A 22,627-nucleotide genomic window follows, 5' to 3' on the forward strand; every position below is an offset into this window, starting at 1 on the left:
GTCGTTCAAGAAGTGGCCTACCCATCACTACGCTCCACAATGATCTGGCCCACCTGTTCGGCATAGGCGCTACGAAAGGCCGACTCCCTAAGATGTCTTTGAATGGCCGAATCGTTATAGCGCTGGCAATGCTCCCAGCAACGAACGTCTCGAAATTGCGATAGGGTCATGCCCGTTTCGCTTTGAAACCAGACCAATGCGGCGTGACGTGCAGCGCGAATGGCTTCTGGAAATTGCGGACGCAAGAAGTTTGGACGCGCGCTTGTTGCGGCGCCCTGTATGTTGGGTACGTACATGAGAAGGCCCTATTGAATTAGGCAATCAGAAATCGTGATTGCCATAGGCAGCACCACCTATACATCAAGGTATAGATGATGACTTTGCGAATTGCTAACTAGAACGGTTTCAGGCGAGAGTCTGCCCAGATAGGCAATGAAAGACACTCATGAAACTCAGAGAAAAAGAGAAAGCGGAACGTGTTCAGCAAGTTATGCGGAACACTTCCAGATATGCAAAGGGCCAGTACTTCGGAAGCCTTTGATTTTATTGGTGCGTCCAGCCGGAATCGAACCGGCACGATCAAAGATCGAGAGATTTTAAGTCTCTTGCGTCTACCAATTCCGCCATGGACGCCAAGCGCGTAATTATGACATAAATGGCTGTGCTAGATGGTGCATATGGCATCGACAGCCGTCAGCCCGGTCTTGTATGTTGTCGCCTCAGGTTACATAATGCGCAGCATGAACGAAAAACTTCTTCTTGTGTGCGCCTTGCCCGATGAACTTGCCCCGGACAGCTTGCCAGCCTCGGTGAGGGTCATATATACCGGCATGGGCAAAATCAACGCGGCCATGGCAACTCAAAAAGCCATCTACGAAGCCCGGCCGTCACTCATTCTTAACTTGGGTACTGCGGGTGGCCTGAAAGACGGCTTGACCGGCCTGTTGCCTATCGGGCGTGTCGTGCAGCGCGACGTCATAACGTTGTTGGCGCCACGGGGGCAAATGCCCTATTGCTCAAGGCCGCAGCAATATTTTTCAATTCAGTCTTCGGGTCATACGTGTGGCACCGGCGACAGCTTCGTGACGGCTCACGACCCCTGGTTCGATCATGCCGCCATTGATGTCGTTGACATGGAGCTTTATGCCATTGCGGCTGCAGCCCACGAGCACAATGTGCCCTGGATGTCGTTCAAGTACGTTTCCGATCGCGCCGACGATGCCGCCGTCGATACCTGGAAGCGCGATAAGCATTTGGGCCAGCAGCTGTTTCTAGAGGCGCTGGCGAAATTTTTGTAGTTCTGATGCCGCATACCTCTGAAAGGTGTGTCGCATGTGTTTGCAACGCAGCGCCAGTGGCCGTACTGACGCGCAAGGCTCTGTCGTTGCATTTAACCCTGGTATCGCTGCTAAAGCGGCCAAAACACTATCGTTGAAACAGGATGTTGTATGAGTGTGATTGTTATTGGGTCGGGTATTAACGGGTTGGTTGCGGCGGCTGAACTGGCCCTTAAAGGGCAAGCGGTTACAGTGCTCGAGCGTCTTGATCGGCCTGGCGGAGCGGTGCGAACCGAAGCGCTGACGTTGCCGGGTTTTCGTCACGACGTTGCCGCCATGAATCTGTCAATGTTTGCCGGGTCGGGTTTTCACAAGGCGCATGCCTCAGTGCTGGCTACGCATGGTCTCGAGTTTGTGCCGGTCGATCGGCCTTTTGCATCCGTCTTCCCTGGCGGTGATTACTTCGGTGTTTCTACCAATCTCGAGGAAACGCTCTCTACAATTCGCCATCCTGAAGATCAGGCGGCCTGGAAGGCCGGTTTGGCAGCATTTCCGGGCAAGGCCGGTGCGCTGGGCACGCTGTTGTCTGCTCGTATGACAAAAGGCGGGCTATCCAAGGCGGGCTGGCAAATTTTGCGTAGTCAGGGCTTTAATGGCGCGCTCGACCTGATGCGGCTGCTGGTGTCTTCTCCGCGCAACTGGGTCGAGCAAACGTTTACCGATCCCCGTCTGCACGCGGCCTTGGCAACCTGGGGCCTGCATCTTGATTTTGCACCCGATATCTCGGGTGGGGCTATTTTCCCTTATCTCGAAAGCTTTGCTAGTCAATCCATGGGCATGGTCATTGGCAAGGGTGGGGCAGATACCGTGACTCGGTCGTTGGTGCAGCTTATCGAATCGCGCGGCGGCAGCGTGCGCTGCAGTGCAGAAGTCGATCGCATCAATGTCGTTGGCGGCCAGGTTCAGGGGGTTACTCTGGTTTCGGGTGAAACGCTCAAGGCGTCCAATGTTCTGGCTAATGTGGCTCCGCGTGCGCTTATGCGTCTGCTGTCAGGGCAGAGCGGCGATGCTGGCTTTGACGCCGGTATGAAAGCCTTTCGGCATGCGCCGGGCACCATGATGATCCATCTGGCACTGTCCGATCTGCCCCCGTGGCAGGCTCAGGCATTAAAGAAATTTGCTTACGTTCATATTGGCCCTACACTTGACGACCTGGCGCGTACCTATCAGCAGGCCATGGCCGGGCTGTTGCCCGATGCTCCAGTGCTTGTGGTTGGTCAGCCGACGGTATTCGACGCTTCGCGCGCACCAGAAGGCAAGCATGTTTTGTGGGTGCAGGTGCGTTGCCTGCCTGCCGATATTCGCGGTGATGCTGCCGGACAAATCCAGGGCAGGTCGTGGGCCGATATCAAACAGGTCTATGCCGATCGTGTCATGGCGCAAATCGAACAATACGCACCCGGGTTGTCAGGTCTGGTGTTGGGGCGTCATGTGGTGTCGCCGCTTGATCTCGAAGCCGAGAACCCCAATTTGGTTGGCGGCGATCAGGTTTGCGGGTCGCATCATATGTCCCAAAATTTCCTGTTCCGCCCGGTGCGAGGTTTTGCCGACGGTCACACGCCGGTCAAGGGCTTGCATATGGTGGGTGCTGCAGTTTGGCCGGGTGGTGGTACCGGTGCCGGATCGGGCTACATGGTGGCCCAAAATGTGCGTTAGTTTCGGGTTAACACCAGTGGGTAGTTCAACCTTCAACCTTTAATATGTAAAGCGAAACATGATTTGGCCTTTTATCACCAATTTTTTCAGGGCCGGCTCATTGTCATCCACGTAAGGAAACACACCATGACGCATACAAGACGTGACTTCCTGCAGCTTAGCGTTGCTGCAGCCGGTATTTCGGCCATTGGCATGCCTGCATTTGCACAAAATGCCGGGCAAGACCTCGTTATCGCCTACAACACAGGCGTACCCAGTTGGGACCCAACGACGGGTCCTTCCGCAGTTAACCCCAAACTTCAGGCGCTGTACCTGTCGGTTTTCGATCGCTTTATCCAGCAAGAGGCCGATCTGAGCTTCAAGCCTGGGCTGCTCACCGAATGGGGTTTTACCGACGACAACAAAAAAGTGCGCATGGTGGTTCGCGAGGGCGTCAAGTGGCACGATGGTTCGCCTTTTACGGCCGAAGACATTGCCTGGTCGCTGCAACGTGCCGCCGATCCTAAAACCGGCAACCCCGGTCAATTCGTCTGGAAGAACCTGGCTAATTTCAAAGTCGACGGCAATGTCGTTACGGCCGATGTTGTTCAGTTCGAGCCCACCATTTTCAAATGGATGGCGTTCCTGACCGGTTACGTTTTGCCTAAGGCCTATTTCGAAAAAGTTGGCCCCGAGGGCTTCGAAAAAGCGCCTATTGGCACTGGCCCCTACAAAATCGACGCTTACGAGCGTGGTGCCTATGTGCGTCTGGTGGCCAACAAAGATTACTGGGGTGGTAAGCCAGCATACGACGTGGTTACCATCAAGTTTGTCCCGGATGCCGCCAGCCGTGTTGCCGAGATCGAATCCGGCAATGCTCAGGTCACCATGGAAATCCCCTACGAGGAATTCGACCGCCTCAAGCAGAAGCCCGGGCTCAAGGGCGAGGCCTTCCCCATTTCCGACATCGCCATGATCTTCCTGAACGATGTCGGCCCCATGCTCGACAAAAACGTTCGTCTGGCTGCGCATCACGCGATCGACAAGCAACTGATCATCGACCGTCTGTTGCGTGGCTACGGCGTGCCGCTGTCAACGCTCGAAGCACCCGAATACGATGCCTTCGATCCCAACCTCAAGTTCGAGTACAACCCCGAAAAGGCCAAGCAGTTGTTGGCGGCGTCAGGCTTCTCGCCCGAAAAACCGGTCAAGTTCACGATTCAGACAACGCGCGGTTTCAAGCCTAAAGATTACGAAATGATCCAGGCGATCGTGGGTATGTGGCGTCGGGTAGGCATCGAGGCCAACATCGAAATCTATGAAATCGCCAAGCACTTCGAGCTGCGCGGCGCCGACCAGCTTGCACCGGCTGCATTCTATAACTGGGGTAATGCTATCGGCGATCCAACCACGTCGACTGGTCACTCCATGTTCGGTCCTTCGCCCCACTCGGTCTGGGACTCCCCCGATCTCATTGAAAAGATCGCACCGCTTTGGGCCGAGCCCGACGAAGCCAAGCGTATCCAGGGTTGGAAAGACGTCAGCGCCTACATCATGGAAAACGGCTATGTTATTCCGTTGCTCCAGTATGTTCTGCCTGTCATCCATTCCGATAAAGTCGTGGTTCCCCCTGCAGCTACCGGTGACGTCACCGCGGCTTCCATGAAACCCGCCTAATTTGCTCTCTTGATCCGGGCGGCCGCTCTGGCCGCCCGCCACATTCCGCGACAGTTCTGCTGCACCCATGTTGAAATCTATTCTTATCCGGCTAGCCACGATGTTCGTGACGCTGGTCGGTGTTGCTATTGTTGTTTTTATCCTGATACGTGTCGCGCCTGGCAACCCGATTGCCATGATGGTATCCCCTGGGGCCACCGAGGCCGATATCGCCCAACTCACGGCCTTATACGGGCTCGATAAGCCGCTACTCCAGCAGTTCTTTATTTGGGCCGGCGGGGTATTGCAGGGTGATTTCGGTACGTCGATCACGCTCAAGCAGCCGGTTGCCGGCTTGGTCCTCGAGCGATTGCCGGCGACGCTCGAACTCTCCATCCTTGCGCTGCTCATTGCTATCGCCATTGGTGGTGCTACTGCCATTTGGGGCGCCAAAGAACGTGGGCGCCCGGGCGAGGCCGCTGTCGACCTCTTCAACGGCGCCACGCTGTCGATCCCCGATTTTTTGTGGGGGCTGTTGTTGATTTTGCTGTTCGGCGTACTTTGGCCTGTGTTTCATATTTCAGGCCGTGTTTCACCTCAGCTTAATCTCGACTTCACCACTAATTTTTATCTTTTCGAGGCCTTGGTACGGTTCCGGTTCGACGTCCTGCAAGACCTGATGGCGCATATGCTGATGCCGGCCCTGTCGCTGGCGTTGCCATTAGCTGCGATTATTTCGCAGTTGCTCAAGCAAAGTCTTAAAGATGTGCTGCAGCTTGATTACACCGTGCTGGCTCGCGTGCGTGGTTTTACCGAAACCCAGGTAATTTTGCGCGAAGCCCTGCGTAATGCGGCGTTACCCACGTTAACGCTCATCGGCGTGCAGTTCACCTTTCTTATCGGCGGTACCGTTATTGTCGAACGCCTCTTCGCTTACGAAGGGCTGGGCAATATGGCCATCGATGCGGTTATTAATCGCGATCTTCCGCTGATTCAGGGCATTGTCCTGATGTTTGCTTGTTTGTTTATTTTGGTGAATTTGGTAGTTGATATTGCCTACACCTTCCTTAATCCGAGGCTGCGTCATGGCTGAAGCCACATTAAACGCCGTTCCCGCCGAGCCGCGGGCACGAGTACGTAAAACAAATTTAAGGCTCTGGTTGTCGGCCTCCTGGATCGCCATTGTTGTCCTGGCCGCATTATTGGCGCCGTTTATTGCGCCGCACAATCCGCTCGAACAAGATTTGCTGCTCGAGCGTTTGCCCCCCATAGGTTTCAGCGGTTACGAAGCGGGGTTCTATCTGGGTACTGATAGTCTTGGGCGCGATGTCTTGTCCCGTCTTATATACGGTGCGCAAATTGCATTAACGGTTGCGTTGGTTGCCGCCACGGCAGCCTGCGCTTTCGGTTCGGCACTGGGCTTGCTGGCGGGCTACTTTGGCGGCTGGGTAGACCGGGTCGTGTCGCGGCTTATCGATATCTGGATGGCATTCCCGCCGGTGCTGTTCTCCATTTTGTTGGTTGCCGTGCTCGGGACAGGCCTGACGTCTGTCATTTTGGCCATCGCCATCATCGACTGGACGCGTTTTGCCCGTGTGATCCGCGCCGAGACTATGGTTCAAACCCGCATGGACTACGTCCAGTCGGCTCGTATCGGAGGAGCTACCCGCCTGGGCACATTGGTTGCCGAGGTAGTGCCTAATGTGTTGCCCACAGTGGTGGCTTTGTTGGCACTTGAAATGGGCGTGGCGGTTATCGTCGAAGCCATTCTCAGTTTCGTGAACCTGTCTATTTCGTCCGACTCCCCAACCTGGGGTGGCATGATCGCCGAGGGGCGTGCCTCTATTCATTTTGCCTGGTGGGTGCTCGTGGCACCGCTTGTAGTGCTTTTCCTGACAGTGCTGTCGTTCAGCCAGTTGGGTGAGGGCTTGAAAGACCAGTTCGACCCGCTGGCAAGGTAAGCAACATGACACTAAGTACAAACAATGTTGGCGCCGGTATGGCGCAACCCACACTCGAAGTCACCGGCTTGAACGTCGTATTACGGGGCGGTGGCCGGTTGTTGCGCGATGTTTCGCTTTCGGTTCAACCCGGCGAAGTCCGCGCGTTGGTCGGCGAAAGTGGCGCAGGTAAAAGTATGATTGGCAAGGCGGTGCTGGGCGTCTTGCCACGCAACATCGAGGTCACCTCTGGCCAGATTTTGCTGCAAGGCGAAAGCCTCGACGCGCTCGGTGCTGCGCAGCGACGCCAAACGGTGGCGGCTGCTGCGTCACTTATCCCGCAAGATCCTCTAACGGCTTTGAATCCGTCGCGTCGGATTGGCGTGCAAATCACCGAACGTCTTGTCAAGCGCCTGGGCTGGAGCAGCGCCGATGCACAGTCACGAGCCCTCGAACTGCTGGACCGCGTGCATATCCGTGATCCTAAGCGGGTTATGGCGTCTTATCCGCACGAGTTGTCCGGGGGGATGCGCCAGCGTATTTTGATTGCTGCTGCGTTTGCGCCTAAACCCAGGCTCATCGTGGCAGACGAACCCACAACCGCGCTCGATGTAACCGTGCAAAAGCAGATTTTGCGTCTGATTCGCGAGCTGCAGGCCGAGTCCGGTACGGCGGTTTTGTTCGTCACTCACGACATGGGGGTTGTCGCGAAGATCAGTCAAACGGTGACCGTTCTTTTTGCCGGTAAAGTCATGGAAAGTGCGCCTACGCGCGAGGTATTTGCCAACCCGCAGCATCCTTATACTCGGGCGCTTATCGGGGCTACGCCGCGTTACACCCATCCCAACGAGCCGCTCAAGCCGGTGCCGCCCGAGCTGATCGCCAACCTGAAGAAAGAAATTGCGCTTACCGATGCCAACGGAGCTGCCCATGTCTGAACCCTTGTTCCGCGTCAAAGATTTGCGCCTGTCGCTTCCTGATATGTCGCGCAAGAAGCTGTTTGGTCCTGCCCCCCGCATCGAAATTCTCAAAGGGCTGACGTTCGATCTGCCTGCCGGGGAAATTATCGGTATCGTGGGCGAAAGCGGCTCCGGGAAGTCTACCTTGGGACGTGTGCTGGTTCGTTTGTTGGGCGTGTCGTCTGGTCAGGTTCTGTTTCGGGGCAAAGACATTTCGCGTCTTACCGAAGAGCAGATCAAGCCTTTACGTCGTGATCTCCAAATGATTTTCCAGGACCCGATGTCGTCGCTCAATCCGCGTCACACGGTTGGCCGAATTGTGGCGTCGCCGCTTAAGCGTTATGGTTTCGACAATCCGCGCCGACGAGCCATCGAAGCGCTTGAACGGGTAGGGCTGCCCGCGGTGTTTGCCGCCCGGTATCCGCACGAACTATCGGGTGGGCAGCGTCAACGGGTGGGCATCGCAAGGGCAATAGCGCTCAACCCGTCGTTTATTCTGGCCGATGAAATCGTCTCGGGGCTTGATGTGTCGTCGCAGGCGCAAGTACTGACATTGCTGCAAGATCTTGCCGCCGACATGAACCTTACGATTGCTTTCATCAGCCACGATCTCTCGGTCATTCGTACCGTGTGTTCGCAGGTTATTGTGCTTAACCATGGCGAGATCGTTGACGCGGGGCCCTGCGATCAGGTCTTCAATAACCCGCAAAGCAGTATTACACGCACACTTATCGATGCCATCCCGTTACCCGAAATAGACGACGCATGGTTTGACAGCGTCCGGCTGGCCGAAGCCTAGGCAACTGGCCAGGGTTTATTGGATGTCAGCTTTATAAGATTTAGCCGGGCAGCTTTCTACCCGGCTTTTTTTTGGCGCAAGGCCGATGGCTAGCTCTGTGTATTTCCATATTTTTGTCGGCTTTGCTTTGCCGAACATGTTGTTGTCAAAAAATGGGTGTAAGCTTTAGTCGTCTGCTTGTTAAGTTTTGCATTGTTTTGCAAGGCAGCGTTTCGAGTTGTTTGGCGCAGCCTGGCCCCATCAGGTATCTTCAATGACCCAGCCCCATCCGCAACCGTCGTCACATTATCTCGACCTGTTGCTCGATGTCGTTTTTTTGGTCGACACCGAGGGCCGAGTAGCGTACGTCAATGCCGCCTGCGAGTCCGTGCTGGGGTATTCCCAGCACGAGCTCATGGGGCGCAGCATGCTCGATTTTGTTGCGCCTGAAGATCACGAGCGCACGCGCATCGAAGGCCAAAAGGTTTTATCCGGAGAGTCGCGGGCTGGTTTCGAGAACACCTATTTGCACAAAAGTGGGCGTCGTGTGCGCCTGATGTGGACGGCGCGGTGGTCGGAAGCGGACCAGATGCGTGTCGGCGTGGCTCGTGACGTTACGCAGCGTCGACAGCTCGAGGCCTTTCAGGCAGTTACATTTGCACTCTTCGAAGCGACCAGCAAGCTCAATGACATCGCTTCATTGTTTCAGCAGGTTCACAGTGCATTAAATAGCGTTGTGCCCGTTGAAACCTTCGCAGTGATCACCGTGTCCGAGAGTCATCCCGGTAGGGCGGGGCATCTGGTATTTAATTGTTTTGGTGCTGGCCCTTGGTTGCCTGCAGCTCAGGCGGCACAAGCCCGTCATAAGTGTCAGGCGGTATACGACACTGCGCTTAACGGGAATGCGCTCCAGGCATCTGTACAAGACGGCTGGTGTGTCGCTCCGCTAATGGTGCATAACCGTCTTTTAGGGGCTGTTGCCTTACAGGCTGACTTTACGGCGTTAAACTTTGATGCGGGTATGGCCTTTTGGCCGTATTTTTTTGGCCAGCTTAGTCTGGCGGTCGAACGCTTGCAATGGCAGGCGCGTCTTGTGCGTCAGGCTAGTCACGATGAGCTTACTGGTCTGCCTAATCGTCGCGCGCTCAACGAGCGTCTTGCGGATGTGGTGTCTCGGTGTCAACGGCATGGCGGGCGCATGGCCTTGTTGTTTATCGACCTCGACGATTTCAAGCAAATCAACGATGTCTATGGTCACGACAGCGGCGACATGCTACTTCGTGCGTTTGCCCATCGCCTTAAGCATGGCTTGCGTCTCGAAGATGCCGCGTATCGCTTCGGAGGCGACGAATTTATTGTGCTGCTTGACGATGCAGTTTCCCAAGACATCATTCAAACCGTGACTGCAAAAATTACGCATATAGCCAGCTTACCTGTAGAGACCGGCGCTGCAACGCTCCAAGTCAGTGCCAGTGTGGGTGTGGCCTTGTTTCCCGACCACGGTGCTGACGCTGAATCCCTTATCGCTTATGCCGACCAGATAATGTACGCCCGCAAGCGATCTCGAAGCGTTGGCACGCCGTCTTATGCAGGCGGGGCATCATGCTGATCATTGACCTGGTCAAGAATGCGGCGCTGTTGGTTGCCCTGGTGGTGGCCTATCAAGTTGTTATGTCACGCAAGCGGCGAGACATGGCGTCCGGTAAGGTGTTGTTCGGCGTGTTGTTGGGCCTGACGGGTATCGGTGTGATGATGACACCGGTCGATTATGGCAACGGTATTATTTTCGACAGCCGGACCATATTGCTTTTCGTTGGTGGCGTGTTTGGCGGGCCGTTGGTGGCGATAATCAGTGCGCTGTTTATGGCGGCTTACCGCGCGTGGTTAGGCGGCGCGGGCATGTGGGTTGGGTTGCTTACTATCCTGACGGCGGCCAGTATTGGCTGTTTCTATTACTACGTTCGGTTGCGTTCGGGCGGTGTACTTAGCTTTGCCAGGGCCTGGTTTGGCGGTGTCGTTGTGCACGGATGCATGTTAATGCTGTTCTTGCTTTTGCCCGCGGGTGTTGGCTTTATCATTGTCAGTGAAGTCTGGTTCACAGTTTTTTTGGCCTATCCACTAGCGACAGCATTGGTCTGCTTGCTGTTTCAAGACTACGAAGAGAAAGAGCAGTCGCGGCTTAATTTGCATCGGCTGGCGTATTTCGACGGCCTAACTGCTTTGCCTAACCGTTTGTTTCTTTACGAACGTATACAAGACAAGCTTGCGCAGTGCATCGGCACGTCGCAGGTAGGGGTGCTTGTGCTGATTCATGTCGATCGCTTTTCGCGTTTTAACGACGCGCGCGGGCATGCTTTTGGCGACAAGCTTCTGGTTCAAGTGGCCGAACGCTTGGCAGCTGTCCTTGATGGTCGGGGCACGTTAGCGCGTATGTCTGGCAGCGAATTTCTCGTGCTACCCCACGAGGTCTATGACACACGCTCGTTGGCCGACAATGGTGGAAACGCGCTGGTCGAGCAAATTCAGGGAGCGCTCACACCTGACTTCAACATTGACGCTATCAAGGTTTCGGTGGTCGCCAGTATTGGTATGGCTCATTTTCCGTTATCTGATTCCGATACGGCGGGTGAGGTCTTGCGTCGGGCCGACACGGCCATGCATCGGGCCAAAGCGGCAGGCGGGAATCAGGTAACGGTGTATGAAGCGTCTATGTCCACGGTCGCCGAGCGTCGGTTTCATCTTGAACGTGAGTTGCGTCAGGCGATCCCAGAAGGCCAGTTGATGGTGTATTTGCAGCCGCAAGTTGATACCCATGGCACGCTTGTTGGGGCCGAAGCGCTGGTGCGCTGGCAGCACCCCGAGTTGGGGCTGGTGTCTCCCGTTTCGTTCATTCCGTTAGCAGAAGAGTCCGACCTTATCGCTGATCTTGGCATTTGTGTGCTCAGGCAGGTTTGTGCGCACATTGCTGCGGGCCGCTTCCCCGATTCCCCAGATTTCAGGGTGTCAGTCAATATTAGCCCGCGCCATTTTCATCAACGCAGTTTTGTGGCGTCAATCACGGCCATCTTGGCGGAAACCGGCGCCGACCCGCACAAATTGACGTTCGAGGTGACTGAAAGTTTGCTGATTCGAGACGTTGACGACGTAATTTCGAAAATGCGGCAGCTTAGTGCGTTGGGTCTACATTTCTCGCTGGACGATTTTGGTACTGGCTATGCGTCACTTACCTATGTCAAGCACTTGCCAATTCATGAACTGAAAATCGACAAGACGTTTGTTCACGATGCCCCCGTCGATCACGACAGTGCGGCATTGGTCGAGTCGATCTTGGCGGTGGCGCGTCACATGCATCTCAATGTCGTGGCCGAGGGTGTGGAAACGTCAGAGCAAGCCGAGTTTTTGAAGGCGCGTGGCGACGTCATTTACCAAGGCTATCTATTTGGCAGACCTGAGCCTGCCGATGCCTGGTTTGAGCGATTTTCGAACAAAAATTAGTGCTTGGCGGGCCAGCTTGAAAGCGTTCGGGTGGTCTTGAGCAACATGGCCACTAAAGGGTTGTCTGCAGCATCTGCACGGTAAATGACGCCAATCGGGTAGTTGGCCCCCAGGTCATCAATCGGGGCGACGGCCACTTTCTGGTTAGCTTGATAATCTAGCGCAATTTTTTCCGGCAAAATCGAAAGTAAGTTCGTGTGGTTAAGCATTTCAATTGTTGCAAACACTGACGTTGTTTCGATGTCTACGCGTGGTGCCTTAATGCCGAATTGCGCAAGCCTTGATGCGACGAGGTTGTACACCGCACCTTGTCGTGCGGGAAGCATCCAGGCGGTTTGTTCAAGTATTTGCACGCGTGCTTCAGCCGATGCATTACGAAGAGGATGATGAGTGCCGCACACAATGACGGTAGGCTCGGTGTAAACCGCCTCATGACGTAAATCTGGCGTTAAATTTTCCATAACAATGCGGCCGATGATGCCGTCGATTTCTCCTTTCGACAATTGATCCAGCAACTGGAGCTCTACGGCTTCCCGTAGTTCGATCGTGAGCCCTGGCCATTGGCTTTGAAGGGCGGAATACAGCTTGGGCAGAAACTCTGGCACCACCACCGGAAACACGCCTAGCCGCATGTGTCCGGTGCCGCCACCCAGCGCATAGAGCAGTTCTGTATGTGTCGCCTGCATTTCTGCCAGCAAGATACCTGCCCGGCGTGTTAGTACCTGGCCGGCTGCAGTGGGGGTAAGTCCCCGACGATTCCGGGTAAATAAAGGGGTCTCGAATATATCCTCGATTTCCCTAAGTAGCTTGCTTGCGGTGGGCTGGGCCATATGCAGTTTTTTTGCAGCCCGTCCGACGTTCGGATCTTTGCCAAGCCAGTCTAGCAGCGCCAGATGACGTAAACGCAGCCGGCCCATCAGGCGACGGAAATCAATTTCTTGTGACATTTTGGTATTCCATTATGGCATTACAGAGATCTATTTATTCATGTTTAAGGTATTTCATAAAGATTACGTTACTTATAAGATCCGCGGGTGGTCGCTACGTATCTGGGCGCCTCAAAAGTAAATCAGGGAGATAAATAATGACGGAAATTGCAATTCCTTATGGCGCCTATTGGTCAACACCGTTTGCGCGCTGGCAGGGCAGTCTGGCGCACTTGCATAGTCTTAAGTTTGCCGCGCATGTTGCAAAAGGTGCGTTGGCGCGACGCAAAATAGACACGTCGGCTATTGAGCACGCCGCCTTGGGTTTGTCGGTACCACAGCGAGGCGCTTTTTATGGTTTGCCGTGGCTGATGGCCGACCTTGGTGCCGGCCACGTGGCTGGGCCGACAATTAGTCAGGCGTGCGCAACAGGGGCACGCCTGTTGCAGTCGGTTGCTTCGACCATTCGCGAAGGTGATGCCGAGGTTGCGTTGGCGATTGCCTGCGACCGGGTGTCGAACGGCCCGCATATTTATTATCCGGCCCCGCATGCGCCGGGTGGTACTGGCGAACACGAGAACTGGGTTCTGGACAACTTCAATTGTGACCCATATACCGGCGTGAATATGCTGACTACGGCTGAAAATGTCGCGCGTGAATACGGGTTGACGACGCAGGCACAAAACGAGTTGACCGTGCTCCGCTACGCACAGTATGCCGATGCACTGAAAGACGACAGTGCATTTTTGCGACGCTTTATGGACTTGCCGTTCGAAGTGCCGGATGCCCGATTCAAGAAAACACAAGTCACGCTTGCGGGCGATGAAGGCATATTCCCTACAACACAAGAAGGGCTTGAAAAACTCAGGCCTGTGATGGAAGGCGGGACGGTCACTTTTGGGGGGCAAACACATCCCGCCGATGGAAACGCCGGGTTAATTTTGACAACCCCTTCTCGTGCCGCTGAGTTTTCGCGCGATCGGAACATCGGCATACGTATTGTGTCGTTCGGGCAGTCGCGTGAGCGACCCGCTTATATGCCTGCAGCGCCCGCGCCGGCTGCCCGGCGTGCCTTGCAGGCGGCCGGCCTTAGCGTAAGTGACCTGGCTGCGATAAAAACGCATAACCCGTTCATCGTCAACGACCTGGTGATGGGAAAAGAGCTTGGTATCGCCCCTGAGTCTTTTAATGATTACGGCTGTTCGCTTGTCTGGGGGCACCCGCAGGCGCCAATGGGGCTTCGTGCTGTCATCGAGTTGATTGAAACGCTGGTCATCAAAGGCGGCGGCTATGGTTTGTTTGTCGGTTGCGCCGCGGGCGATTCGGCCATGGCGGTAATCATCAAGGTACAGGACCAGTCATGATGCAATATTCGATGCCAGTTGTTTGGCCGACGGTCGTGCACATGCTTGATGACGCAGCCAGGCGCTCACCAGAGCACAATGCGCTGGTTTGTGGTGATGAACAATTGAGTTACCGGGAATACGCGGCTTGCGTTGCCGGGCTTGCGGCACGACTGCAAACTGCAGGGCTTGGCAAGGGGGAGCGCGTTGTGCTTTTGATGAACAACGCCATTGATATTGCCATTGCAACGTTTGCCGTACAGGCGGCCGGCGCTCAGGTTGTTCCTCTGAATCCTGCATACACGGTAAGCGAGTTGTCGCAGGTGCTGGACAACGCAGCGGCGCGAGGTGTCTTTTACGATGAGTCGGTCGCCTCGGTTGTTGATCAGGTGGCCAGTCGTTTCGATGTCTTGTACGCAGTTGGTACGGGTCCGAAGTCCGAACGGCTGACCGCCTGGAAAGCCCAGGGTCATCTTGCCGACCGGTTGCCTTTGCCCGAGCCGGATGCGCCCTCGACCTTGCAATACACCGGGGGTACGACCGGCGTTCCCAAAGGTGTCAGCCTCACGCATCGGGCGGTGGCTACGAATATCAGTCAACGGGAAGCTTTGTTGCCGACGCTGCCCGAGGTCGAGCGTATTTTGGCCATCACTCCCCTGTTTCATGTTTACGCCGTGTCTATGGGGCTGTATTTGGCGGCTTATTGTCGAAGTACGTTGGTAATTGTGGCTCGTTATCGTCCCGACATTGTGCTTGAGCAAATTGCGAAGCATCAGATTACGTTGATGTCAGGGAGTCCAACCATTTTTATGGGGCTGATGGGCTTCGAGGGTTTTGCACAAGCCAATCTCACTTCTTTACGTCTTTGTTTCTCAGGCTCTTCAGCGCTCGCTGCCGAAACCTTGCGGCGCTGGGAGGCGGCTACAGGATGCGCGGTTTGCGAAGGGTATGGGCAAACCGAAGCGGGCCCGGTACTTACCTACAACCCCTACCATGGGGATCGAAAGATTGGCACGGTGGGTATTCCCGTGCCCGACACGACTATCCAGATTGTCGATGTTCACGAGGGGCAACGGGTTTTAGCGGCTGGCGAGATAGGCGAGGTCAGGGCCTTTGGGCCGCAAATTATGTCTGAGTACTTTGGGCGACCCGCCGAGACAGCAGAAGCACTCAGGGAGGGGTGGCTTTATACAGGTGACATAGGCTTTCTTGATGACGAGGGCTATTTGACTATTTGTGATCGTAAGAAAGAGATGGTCATTGTCAGTGGTTTCAACGTGTATCCCCGAGAAATTGAAGAGGTGCTTTTCCGTCATCCGCAAATTCGTGAAGCGGCCGTCGTGGGCGTTCCGGACGACTACCGTGGTGAACTGCTGGTTGCGTATGTGGTGGCACAGGGTGAGCCACCAACCGTTGAGTGTTTGATGGCGTATGTGGCGGAACATCTTGTGAAGTACAAGTGGCCTGCACGCGTGGTCTGGATGTCCGAGTTGCCCAAGACCAGCGTCGGAAAAGTCGACAAGAAGCGCATCCGTGCTTTGGCTCTAGAGGAAAAGCTTACCTGACGAGAACGGTCGTGAGGTATTTCTGATTAATCCGTAGGGCTATTATGTTCTTGCTTGACAGCCAGGCGATAAAAAGGCCGGCGCTCGGCCGGCCTTTTAACTGCGGGCCAGGTTACCTGGCCTACTGCTTTTCCGCTTATTTTTGCGGAGCTTTTGCAAAACGCAAATAGGGCAACTTGATGTTGAGGTCGCCGAATTTCTCTTTGGCCTGCTCGTCGTTCAGGCTTAACGCCACAATAACGTCTTGACCAGGCACCCAGTTGGCCGGTGTGGCAATGGGTACGCCGTCGGTTGCTTGCACGGCATCTAGTGCGCGCATGATTTCAGCAAAGTTGCGCCCAACTGACATAGGGTACGACATGGTCAGGCGGATTTTTTTATCGGGGCCAACAATGAAGACAGTACGTACTGTGGCGCTGTGTGCGGGCGTGCGGCCGTCGGGCAGGTAGGCATCGGCCGGCAGCATGTTGTAGAGCTTCGACACGTTCAACGAGGTGTCGTCAATGATCGGGAAGTCGGCCGGGGCGCCGGCAACGGCCTCGATATCGCGCTTCCATTTTTTGTGGTCTTCAACATTGTCTACCGAAACCCCCAGCACTTTGGTATTGCGTTTGACAAATTCGGGCACCAATTGGGCGACTGCGCCGAACTCGGTGGTGCATACGGGGGTAAAGTCTTTGGGGTGCGAGAAAAGGATGGCATAACTGTCGCCAACCCAGTCGTGAAACGTGATTTGACCGGCGGTCGAGTCGGCGGTGAAGTTGGGGGCAACGTCGTTGATTCTTAAAGACATGGCTGATCCTTTGTGATGTTGAGGAAAACGGAAAGGTTAAACACCAGGCGAGCGGCCTACGTTAAATATGCATTTGACTGCATATGACTTATAGGCCATAATTTCGCCCTTTATGTTAACTGTAAGCTGTTTGTAATAAAGGCCTTTGCGCTACTCTGCGCAAGCGTAACAATCATACGCCTGGCTCTACCATAACGCTATGTCCAAAAAAAATCTTGATACGCGTCAATCAACGCTCCTTGCGGATGTGCCGACATTAACGCTTAAAGAGCTAAGAAAGCGGGCCGGGCACACCCAGGACGAAATGGCGTTGGCGTTGGGCGTTGGGCAAGACACGGTATCGCGCCTTGAAAAGCGCGATGACATGTTGCTGTCTACTCTACGTCACTATGTTGAAAGCATAGGTGGACAACTTTCACTGGTCGTGACACTGCCTGGTCAGCCCCCTGTTCAAATTGCGCATCGCGACGGCAAAAAAGATTGATATTTATATGATTCCAACCCCTTACTACCTTATCGACAAATCGGCGCTGCTGCGTAACCTGAAAATTATTCAACGGGTGCGCGAACAGTCGGGTGCCCGCGTTTTATTGGCTCTCAAGTGTTTTGCTACCTGGACAGTCTTTGACTTGATGCGCGAGTACATGGATGGCACGACGTCATCTTCGTTGTATGAGGTCAAGCTGGGTTATGAAAAGTTTGGTGGCGAAACCCATGCTTACAGCGTTGCATTTGCCGATCACGAAATAAAAGAGGTTGTCGCCAGCTGCGACAAAATTATCTTTAATTCCATCAGTCAATTAAATCGCTTTGTGTCGCACGCCGACGGCAAGCCCATAGGGTTGCGGCTCAACCCAGGGGTAAGCTGCGCCGGTTTCGATCTGGCTGACCCGGCGCGTCCGTTCAGCCGGTTGGGCGAGTCAGATCCTCAGCGCATTATTGACGTTGTTGATCAGATCAGCGGCGTGATGATTCACAACAACTGCGAAAACAAAGATTTCGATCGTTTCGATACGCTGTTGGCCGATGTTGAGGCACGCTACGGCGAACTGTTGCACCGGTTAGATTGGGTTAGCTTAGGGGGCGGTATCAGTTTTACTGCTGAAGGTTATCCGGTCGACGCATTTTGCGCGCGGCTAAGGCAATTTGCAGATACCTATGGTGTACAGGTTTATCTTGAGCCGGGTGAGGCTACGGTGAGGCATACGACCACACTCGAGGTCAGTGTGCTGGATACCGCCTTTAATGGCAAGCACCTGGCTGTGGTTGATAGCTCCACCGAAGCTCACATGCTCGACTTGCTCATATATCGCGAAACCGCTCCGTTGGGTCAGGGGCAGGGTGACCATGTCTACCAAGTATGCGGCAAAACCTGTCTGGCGGGCGATATCTTTGGCGAAGGGCGTTTTGACCGTCCGCTGCAGGTGGGTGATCGTATCTCTATTGGTGATGCGGGCGGCTACACCATGGTCAAGAAGAACTGGTTTAACGGCATTCATATGCCATCTATTGCAGTCAAAGAACTCGATGGCACGGTCCACGTCGTTCGCGACTTTTCCTTTGATGATTATGTCGCCAGCCTATCCTGACGGCAATCTTTTCACTTTGGTAAGAGAGAACATGCTATGAAGCGCAATGTCCTGATTATTGGTGCCGGCGGGGTCGCGCAAGTCGTGGCGCACAAGTGCGCCCAGAACAACGCCGTGCTGGGCGATATTCATATCGCGTCGCGTACATTGGCCAAGTGTCACGCCATCATCGATTCTGTTCATGCCAAAGGCAGCATGCAAACAAAAGGCGTTTTGCAAGCCCATGCGCTTGACGCTCTCGATGTCGAGGCGACCAAGTTTCTGATTCGTGCCACTCACAGTCAAATTGTGATTAACGTCGGTTCGCCATTCGTGAATATGTCGGTGTTGCAGGCGTGTATTGAAACTGGCGCTGCCTACATGGATACTGCCATCCATGAAGATCCACTTAAAGTGTGTGAAGCGCCGCCTTGGTACGCGAACTACGAATGGAAGCGCCGCGAGGCATGCAAAGCTGCGGGCGTGACCGCCATTTTAGGTATTGGGTTTGACCCGGGCGTAGTCAATGCTTATGCGCGTTACGCAATCGACCATCATTTCGATCAGGTTGATTCGATCGATATTATTGACATTAACGCCGGTAGCCATGGTCGATATTTTGCGACTAACTTCGACCCGGAAACTAATTTTCGCGAATTTACGTCAACGGTTTGGTCTTGGGAAAACAACGCCTGGAAAGCAAACCAGATGTTCGAGCATCGTAAAGACTGGGACATGCCCGTCACCGGCGTGGGCACGACTTACTTGACCGGGCATGACGAGTTGCATTCCATGTCGCAGCATCTGGGCGTGCCCAACATCCGGTTCTGGATGGGTTTTGGCGAGCACTACATCAATGTATTTAATGTGCTCAAGAATTTGGGGTTGCTGTCCGAGCAACCTGTTCGTACCGCGCGGGGGCAAGAGATCGTGCCGCTTGAAGTCGTGAAAGCCGTATTACCCGACCCTGCGTCGCTGGCACCGGATTACACCGGGAAAACTTGCATCGGTGATCTGGTCAAAGGCACGAAGGACGGTCAGCCGGCCGAAGTCTTGATCTATAACGTATGCGATCACGAGGCCAGCTACCAAGAAGTAGGTAGTCAGGCGATTTCTTATACTGCCGGTGTGCCGCCGGTAGCTGCTGCACTGCTGATTGCCGAAGGTGTTTGGGATGTCGGCGGTATGGTCAATGTTGAAGAACTAGATCCTGCGCCACTGATCGCCCAGATGAATCGTATGGGGTTGGTCACGCGCATCCGCCATGCGGCGGGTGACGATGTGCTCGAGCCGATTTGCCCGGTTGCTGCGCCATTGGGTGACGACCGCCAGGGCGAACTGAAATACGGCTAGGCCTGGCATGGGGCCCGGCCGGTGTTGTTTATGGTTGGGCCAGGTCTGTATAAAAATCGACCTCGATCAGTTCGCGGGATACCGGCGTGAATAGATCTTGCCACATTTGGTAGGGCTGGTTAAATACGTTTTCGGAAAGCTCCTGGTCGCCGGCCAGAGTTTGCAGGTAGGCCAGGGCGCCATCAACAGAAAAGATGTTTTCCGAATAAAAAATGCGGGTGCCCATTAGTTGTTTACCCAAGACCGAGGCCACGATAGCCGTTTCCAGATTGTTCCTTCTTGGGGTAGACGGGCCGGTGATCACAGCGACGACCTGAGCCCATTCTTGGGGCGTGGCCTGGGCTCGTACCGTGCGTAAAACGTCGCTCATGGCAGCGGCGTGCGCGCGACCTGTCGACAGGGTAATGGCCGAAATATCAGGTTCTGCAGCTTGCAGTGTTGCCCGCAGGGCGGGGAGGTCTATGCGCCTCTTGGCCAGCGCCGTAGCTGCGTAGTCATTCAGCCGGTGTAAAACCTTATCGACGCGCGCCTGCTCAAGGCGATTCAGTTCGGTGCGGCCAACCAGCGTTTTCAGTTGCTGCAGATTGGCTATAAATGTTTGTAATTCACCCCATTGGGCGTCGTTGCCGGCCTGTGCCAGTCGGGTCATCAAGCCATGGAACCCCAGCACCGCATGCATGATCGACCGTGCATCGTTATAGCGTTGAATGGGCACCGCATAAATGTGTCGCTGCGTGCCGCGCACCACGGTTACGGCCGAATTTTGTACGACCAGAATCAGCGGCAGCCGTTCCAGTACTTGCGCAGTTCGGGCTTGGTAAAGCTCGCGAAAATTGGTGTTCAGCGCGTTCAGCGCCTGGTCTGTTTCCTGGGCTGTTGTGCTCGCCCAGGCCTGCGAGGTTGACAGCATGGCCGCTAGCGTCAGCGTGGTCGCCAGTAAAGCTGCCCGTACGCAACGCCCAGCATTTGGCGTTGTGTGGATAAAAAAACGCATGGCAAGACCTCTTGATCAGAGCGTGATTGAACGTTTCGGATTATGCGGAGTTTTGATTGACGTTGTCTACGAGGGGTCGGTGACAGCGAAGGCTGCTTTTCAGGAATAGGGTTGGACCATATCTTGTAAATTCTTGTACTCTCTGAATGCATGGGATCATTTTATGGCCTGTTAAGGAGAAAATTAATGTCTCTAATCCGACCTCTACGCGCTATAACGCTGGCATGCAGCACCTTGCTGTGCGGTCAGGCCGTAGCCGCCCAAATGGCCGATCAAATCTGGTTTGGCGGCGCCATTCTGACCATCAACGATGCACAGCCCAAGGTGCAGGCCGTTGCGGTCAAAGATGGCAAAATCCTGGCCTTGGGGTCATTGGATGACGTCAACGCGTTAAAAGGCGATGCCACCAAAATGATCGACCTCAAAGGCAAAACCATGCTTCCGGGTTTTGTCGATGCGCATGGCCATGCGTTTATGATCGGTTTACAGGCTGTTTCCGCCAATTTGCTGGCACCGCCCGACGGCGAAGTGACGGATATTAGAAAGCTGCAAGCGGCGCTTGAAAGTTGGGCGCAAAAGAATCAAAGTACGGTGAAAAGCGCCGGCATGATTTTGGGCTTTGGTTATGATGACGCCCAGCTTGCCGAGCAGCGTCACCCCACGCGTGAAGACCTCGATGCCGTATCTAAAGATATCCCCATTCTGGTGATTCATCAGTCGGGACATCTTGGGGTATTGAATAGCAAAGCCCTTGAGCTTGCCGGTATTTCAAGCAACACCAAGAACCCGGAAGGGGGCGTGATCCGCCGCGAGAAAGGGTCTCAACAACCTAATGGTGTGCTCGAAGAAGCCGCATTTTTCGGTGCATTAGCCAAACAGTTTGGCAAAATGACGGCGGAACAAGCGCAAGGCTTGTTTGTCGCGGGGACGCATTTGCTGGCGCAGTATGGCTACACCACCGGGCAAGAGGGTCGTGCAACGTCTACCATTGTCCCGCTCATGCAGGCTTCCGCTTCTGCCGGGAAGATACCTATCGACGTGGTGACCTACGTCGATGTGCTGCAAGATCGCGACTTTATCGGGAAAAGCGCTAGCAAGGATTACGTGGATGGCTTTCGGGTAGGTGGGGCGAAGCTAACTATCGATGGGTCGCCGCAAGGTTTTACAGCTTATCGCGACCGTCCCTATTACAAGCCCCCGCAGGGTTATCGTGCCGATTATCGCGGCTATTCGGCGGCTACGCCCGATCAGGTCTTTGACGCAATCGATTGGGCTTTCAAGAATAATATTCAGATCATCACCCATGCCAATGGCGAGGCCGCTTCCGATATGCTGCTTGCGGCTATAAAAACGGCCCGTGACAAGTATGGCGTGGCTGACCGGCGTGCGGTGTTGATTCATGGCCAATTTTTGCGAAAGGACCAAGTTGCATTGCTTGACCAGCTCGACGTTTTTCCGTCGTTGTTCCCCATGCATACGTTTTATTGGGGCGATTGGCATCGGGATCGTACCGTTGGGCCAGAGCATGCCGATAATATTTCGCCTACCGGTTGGGTTCGTGAACGGGGCATGATGTTCTCGACGCATCATGATGCGCCAGTTGCCTTTCCCGATTCGATGCGCGTCTTGTCGGCGACGGTCACTCGACGTTCACGTTCAGGCGACATTTTGGGCCCTCGCCAGCGCGTTGACGTGATGACAGCGCTTAAGGCCATGACGATCTGGCCGGCTTATCAGCACTTTGAAGAAGACAAAAAAGGCTCGTTGGCGCCAGGTAAACAGGCCGACTTTGTTGTTTTGTCCGAAGATCCTACGGCCATTGATCCTGAAAGGCTGATCGACATCAAAGTGTTGCAGACCATCAAGAAAGGGCAGGTGATTTTTGTGCGTGATGCTCAAACTACGGCTTCAAGTATGTCGGTCGCTATGGGTGATACGGTGTCCAGAATGTTGAAGGCGTGGGAGCATCATGAGGGTGAACATGGTCATGCAGAGCATGCCCATGGCCCCGAGTTACTCATGGGGGCGATACTGTCTGGGCTGCAGCAGGCCAAATGAGCAGCGCCATAAATTTGGTTTGGCGCCGAGAAAATTACCTATGCTGCTCTACAAAATAAAAAAGCGCCCTTAAAAGGCGCTTTTTTAATCTGGTTGGCGGAAGCGGTGAGATTCGAACTCACGAAGGGCGCAAACCCTTGCCGGTTTTCAAGACCGGTGCATTCAACCGCTCTGCCACGCTTCCGTATACTTGCCAACGCAAGGGCGCAAGTTTAGCCTATGCTGTT

General features: G+C 54.6%; 19 protein-coding genes and 2 tRNA genes. 15 read left to right on the forward strand and 6 right to left on the reverse strand.

Going from position 1 to position 22,627, the window contains the following annotated elements:
* Window positions 1-17: 17 nt before the first annotated feature.
* Complete coding sequence (locus CHR62_RS11015; protein WP_123660981.1) at window positions 18-296, reverse strand: hypothetical protein; 279 nt, start codon at window positions 294-296, stop codon at window positions 18-20.
* A 251-nt stretch (window positions 297-547) separates the two neighbouring features.
* Window positions 548-633 (reverse strand) — tRNA-Leu (locus CHR62_RS11020).
* A 107-nt stretch (window positions 634-740) separates the two neighbouring features.
* Here CHR62_RS11020 and CHR62_RS11025 point away from each other — a divergent pair.
* The 9 genes from CHR62_RS11025 to CHR62_RS11065 all read left to right on the forward strand — a co-directional run bounded on the left by CHR62_RS11025 (window position 741) and on the right by CHR62_RS11065 (window position 11,800).
* Window positions 741-1,298, forward strand: coding sequence for a 5'-methylthioadenosine nucleosidase (locus CHR62_RS11025; protein WP_123661068.1), 558 nt, complete (start codon window positions 741-743; stop codon window positions 1,296-1,298).
* Window positions 1,299-1,448: 150 nt separating this feature from the next.
* Window positions 1,449-2,993, forward strand: a complete 1,545-nt coding sequence (locus CHR62_RS11030) for an NAD(P)/FAD-dependent oxidoreductase (protein WP_093969150.1) — start codon at window positions 1,449-1,451, stop codon at window positions 2,991-2,993.
* A 126-nt stretch (window positions 2,994-3,119) separates the two neighbouring features.
* Window positions 3,120-4,649 (forward strand): ABC transporter substrate-binding protein, encoded by a 1,530-nt coding sequence (locus tag CHR62_RS11035; protein ID WP_123660982.1) that lies wholly within the window; start codon window positions 3,120-3,122, stop codon window positions 4,647-4,649.
* 67 nt (window positions 4,650-4,716) lie between these two features.
* A complete protein-coding gene (locus CHR62_RS11040; RefSeq protein WP_123660983.1) occupies window positions 4,717-5,721 on the forward strand; it encodes an ABC transporter permease in 1,005 nt (334 codons plus the stop codon).
* Window positions 5,714-6,589: an ABC transporter permease gene (locus tag CHR62_RS11045; RefSeq protein WP_093969147.1), complete on the forward strand. Its 876-nt coding sequence runs from the start codon at window positions 5,714-5,716 to the stop codon at window positions 6,587-6,589. Before CHR62_RS11040 ends, CHR62_RS11045 begins: the two co-directional genes overlap by 8 nt.
* Window positions 6,590-6,594: 5 nt before the next feature.
* The gene (locus CHR62_RS11050; protein ID WP_233574970.1) at window positions 6,595-7,506 is read left to right on the forward strand and encodes an ABC transporter ATP-binding protein; all 912 of its coding nucleotides are present in this window, start codon (window positions 6,595-6,597) and stop codon (window positions 7,504-7,506) included.
* A complete protein-coding gene (locus tag CHR62_RS11055; RefSeq protein WP_093969146.1) occupies window positions 7,499-8,326 on the forward strand; it encodes an ABC transporter ATP-binding protein in 828 nt (275 codons plus the stop codon). Before CHR62_RS11050 ends, CHR62_RS11055 begins: the two co-directional genes overlap by 8 nt.
* 253 nt (window positions 8,327-8,579) lie before the next feature.
* A complete protein-coding gene (locus CHR62_RS11060; protein ID WP_123660984.1) occupies window positions 8,580-9,914 on the forward strand; it encodes a GGDEF domain-containing protein in 1,335 nt (444 codons plus the stop codon).
* Window positions 9,908-11,800: a bifunctional diguanylate cyclase/phosphodiesterase gene (locus CHR62_RS11065; RefSeq protein ID WP_123660985.1), complete on the forward strand. Its 1,893-nt coding sequence runs from the start codon at window positions 9,908-9,910 to the stop codon at window positions 11,798-11,800. Before CHR62_RS11060 ends, CHR62_RS11065 begins: the two co-directional genes overlap by 7 nt.
* On the opposite strand, the gene CHR62_RS11070 is transcribed toward CHR62_RS11065, so the two are convergent.
* Complete coding sequence (locus CHR62_RS11070; RefSeq protein ID WP_123660986.1) at window positions 11,797-12,747, reverse strand: LysR family transcriptional regulator; 951 nt, start codon at window positions 12,745-12,747, stop codon at window positions 11,797-11,799. The two genes, CHR62_RS11065 and CHR62_RS11070, sit on opposite strands and share 4 nt — an antisense overlap.
* Window positions 12,748-12,884: 137 nt before the next feature.
* Between CHR62_RS11070 and CHR62_RS11075 the strand changes: the two genes are divergently transcribed.
* Together CHR62_RS11075 and CHR62_RS11080 are read left to right on the forward strand one after the other, a co-directional pair.
* Complete coding sequence (locus CHR62_RS11075) at window positions 12,885-14,090, forward strand: thiolase family protein (protein ID WP_173862493.1); 1,206 nt, start codon at window positions 12,885-12,887, stop codon at window positions 14,088-14,090.
* A complete protein-coding gene (locus CHR62_RS11080; RefSeq protein ID WP_123660987.1) occupies window positions 14,087-15,634 on the forward strand; it encodes an AMP-binding protein in 1,548 nt (515 codons plus the stop codon). The genes CHR62_RS11075 and CHR62_RS11080 overlap by 4 nt, the downstream gene beginning before the upstream one ends.
* Window positions 15,635-15,770: 136 nt before the next feature.
* Here CHR62_RS11080 and CHR62_RS11085 read toward each other — a convergent pair whose 3' ends face one another.
* The gene (locus tag CHR62_RS11085; RefSeq protein ID WP_093969134.1) at window positions 15,771-16,427 is read right to left on the reverse strand and encodes a peroxiredoxin; all 657 of its coding nucleotides are present in this window, start codon (window positions 16,425-16,427) and stop codon (window positions 15,771-15,773) included.
* Window positions 16,428-16,626: 199 nt separating this feature from the next.
* On the opposite strand from CHR62_RS11085, the gene CHR62_RS11090 reads away from it, so the two are divergent.
* Genes CHR62_RS11090 through CHR62_RS11100 form a run of 3 tightly spaced genes read left to right on the forward strand, consistent with a single transcriptional unit; the run spans window position 16,627 to window position 19,348 of the window.
* Window positions 16,627-16,911, forward strand: a complete 285-nt coding sequence (locus tag CHR62_RS11090) for a helix-turn-helix transcriptional regulator (RefSeq protein WP_093969133.1) — start codon at window positions 16,627-16,629, stop codon at window positions 16,909-16,911.
* A gap of 7 nt (window positions 16,912-16,918) precedes the next feature.
* The gene (locus CHR62_RS11095) at window positions 16,919-18,016 is read left to right on the forward strand and encodes a carboxynorspermidine decarboxylase (RefSeq protein WP_093969132.1); all 1,098 of its coding nucleotides are present in this window, start codon (window positions 16,919-16,921) and stop codon (window positions 18,014-18,016) included.
* A 36-nt stretch (window positions 18,017-18,052) separates the two neighbouring features.
* Complete coding sequence (locus tag CHR62_RS11100; protein WP_123660988.1) at window positions 18,053-19,348, forward strand: saccharopine dehydrogenase family protein; 1,296 nt, start codon at window positions 18,053-18,055, stop codon at window positions 19,346-19,348.
* 28 nt (window positions 19,349-19,376) lie between these two features.
* On the opposite strand, the gene CHR62_RS11105 is transcribed toward CHR62_RS11100, so the two are convergent.
* Complete coding sequence (locus CHR62_RS11105; RefSeq protein WP_123660989.1) at window positions 19,377-20,342, reverse strand: hypothetical protein; 966 nt, start codon at window positions 20,340-20,342, stop codon at window positions 19,377-19,379.
* 186 nt (window positions 20,343-20,528) lie between these two features.
* On the opposite strand from CHR62_RS11105, the gene CHR62_RS11110 reads away from it, so the two are divergent.
* Window positions 20,529-22,400 carry an amidohydrolase gene (locus CHR62_RS11110; protein WP_123660990.1) on the forward strand — a complete coding sequence of 624 codons (1,872 nt, stop codon included), beginning with the start codon at window positions 20,529-20,531 and terminating at the stop codon, window positions 22,398-22,400.
* 94 nt (window positions 22,401-22,494) lie between these two features.
* On the opposite strand, the gene CHR62_RS11115 is transcribed toward CHR62_RS11110, so the two are convergent.
* A tRNA-Ser gene (locus CHR62_RS11115) sits at window positions 22,495-22,584 on the reverse strand.
* Window positions 22,585-22,627 lie beyond the last annotated feature (43 nt).

Source organism: Pusillimonas sp. NJUB218, assembly GCF_003788685.1.
In the GTDB taxonomy this organism is placed as follows: domain Bacteria; phylum Pseudomonadota; class Gammaproteobacteria; order Burkholderiales; family Burkholderiaceae_B; genus Neopusillimonas.

Excerpts from the sequence above, each read along its gene's own strand:
- CHR62_RS11025 (WP_123661068.1), top strand. The coding sequence starts at position 741 with ATGAACGAAAAACTTCTTCTTGTGTGCGCCTTGCCCGATGAACTTGCC.
- CHR62_RS11035 (WP_123660982.1), top strand. The coding sequence starts at position 3,120 with ATGACGCATACAAGACGTGACTTCCTGCAGCTTAGCGTTGCTGCAGCC.
- CHR62_RS11095 (WP_093969132.1), top strand. The coding sequence starts at position 16,919 with ATGATTCCAACCCCTTACTACCTTATCGACAAATCGGCGCTGCTGCGT.
- CHR62_RS11100 (WP_123660988.1), top strand. The coding sequence starts at position 18,053 with ATGAAGCGCAATGTCCTGATTATTGGTGCCGGCGGGGTCGCGCAAGTC.
- CHR62_RS11040 (WP_123660983.1), top strand. The coding sequence starts at position 4,717 with ATGTTGAAATCTATTCTTATCCGGCTAGCCACGATGTTCGTGACGCTG.
- CHR62_RS11055 (WP_093969146.1), top strand. The coding sequence starts at position 7,499 with ATGTCTGAACCCTTGTTCCGCGTCAAAGATTTGCGCCTGTCGCTTCCT.
- CHR62_RS11080 (WP_123660987.1), top strand. The coding sequence starts at position 14,087 with ATGATGCAATATTCGATGCCAGTTGTTTGGCCGACGGTCGTGCACATG.
- CHR62_RS11070 (WP_123660986.1), bottom strand. The coding sequence starts at position 12,747 with ATGTCACAAGAAATTGATTTCCGTCGCCTGATGGGCCGGCTGCGTTTA.
- CHR62_RS11030 (WP_093969150.1), top strand. The coding sequence starts at position 1,449 with ATGAGTGTGATTGTTATTGGGTCGGGTATTAACGGGTTGGTTGCGGCG.
- CHR62_RS11110 (WP_123660990.1), top strand. The coding sequence starts at position 20,529 with ATGTCTCTAATCCGACCTCTACGCGCTATAACGCTGGCATGCAGCACC.
- CHR62_RS11085 (WP_093969134.1), bottom strand. The coding sequence starts at position 16,427 with ATGTCTTTAAGAATCAACGACGTTGCCCCCAACTTCACCGCCGACTCG.
- CHR62_RS11050 (WP_233574970.1), top strand. The coding sequence starts at position 6,595 with ATGACACTAAGTACAAACAATGTTGGCGCCGGTATGGCGCAACCCACA.
- CHR62_RS11090 (WP_093969133.1), top strand. The coding sequence starts at position 16,627 with ATGTCCAAAAAAAATCTTGATACGCGTCAATCAACGCTCCTTGCGGAT.
- CHR62_RS11075 (WP_173862493.1), top strand. The coding sequence starts at position 12,885 with ATGACGGAAATTGCAATTCCTTATGGCGCCTATTGGTCAACACCGTTT.
- CHR62_RS11065 (WP_123660985.1), top strand. The coding sequence starts at position 9,908 with ATGCTGATCATTGACCTGGTCAAGAATGCGGCGCTGTTGGTTGCCCTG.
- CHR62_RS11015 (WP_123660981.1), bottom strand. The coding sequence starts at position 296 with ATGTACGTACCCAACATACAGGGCGCCGCAACAAGCGCGCGTCCAAAC.
- CHR62_RS11105 (WP_123660989.1), bottom strand. The coding sequence starts at position 20,342 with ATGCGTTTTTTTATCCACACAACGCCAAATGCTGGGCGTTGCGTACGG.
- CHR62_RS11060 (WP_123660984.1), top strand. The coding sequence starts at position 8,580 with ATGACCCAGCCCCATCCGCAACCGTCGTCACATTATCTCGACCTGTTG.
- CHR62_RS11045 (WP_093969147.1), top strand. The coding sequence starts at position 5,714 with ATGGCTGAAGCCACATTAAACGCCGTTCCCGCCGAGCCGCGGGCACGA.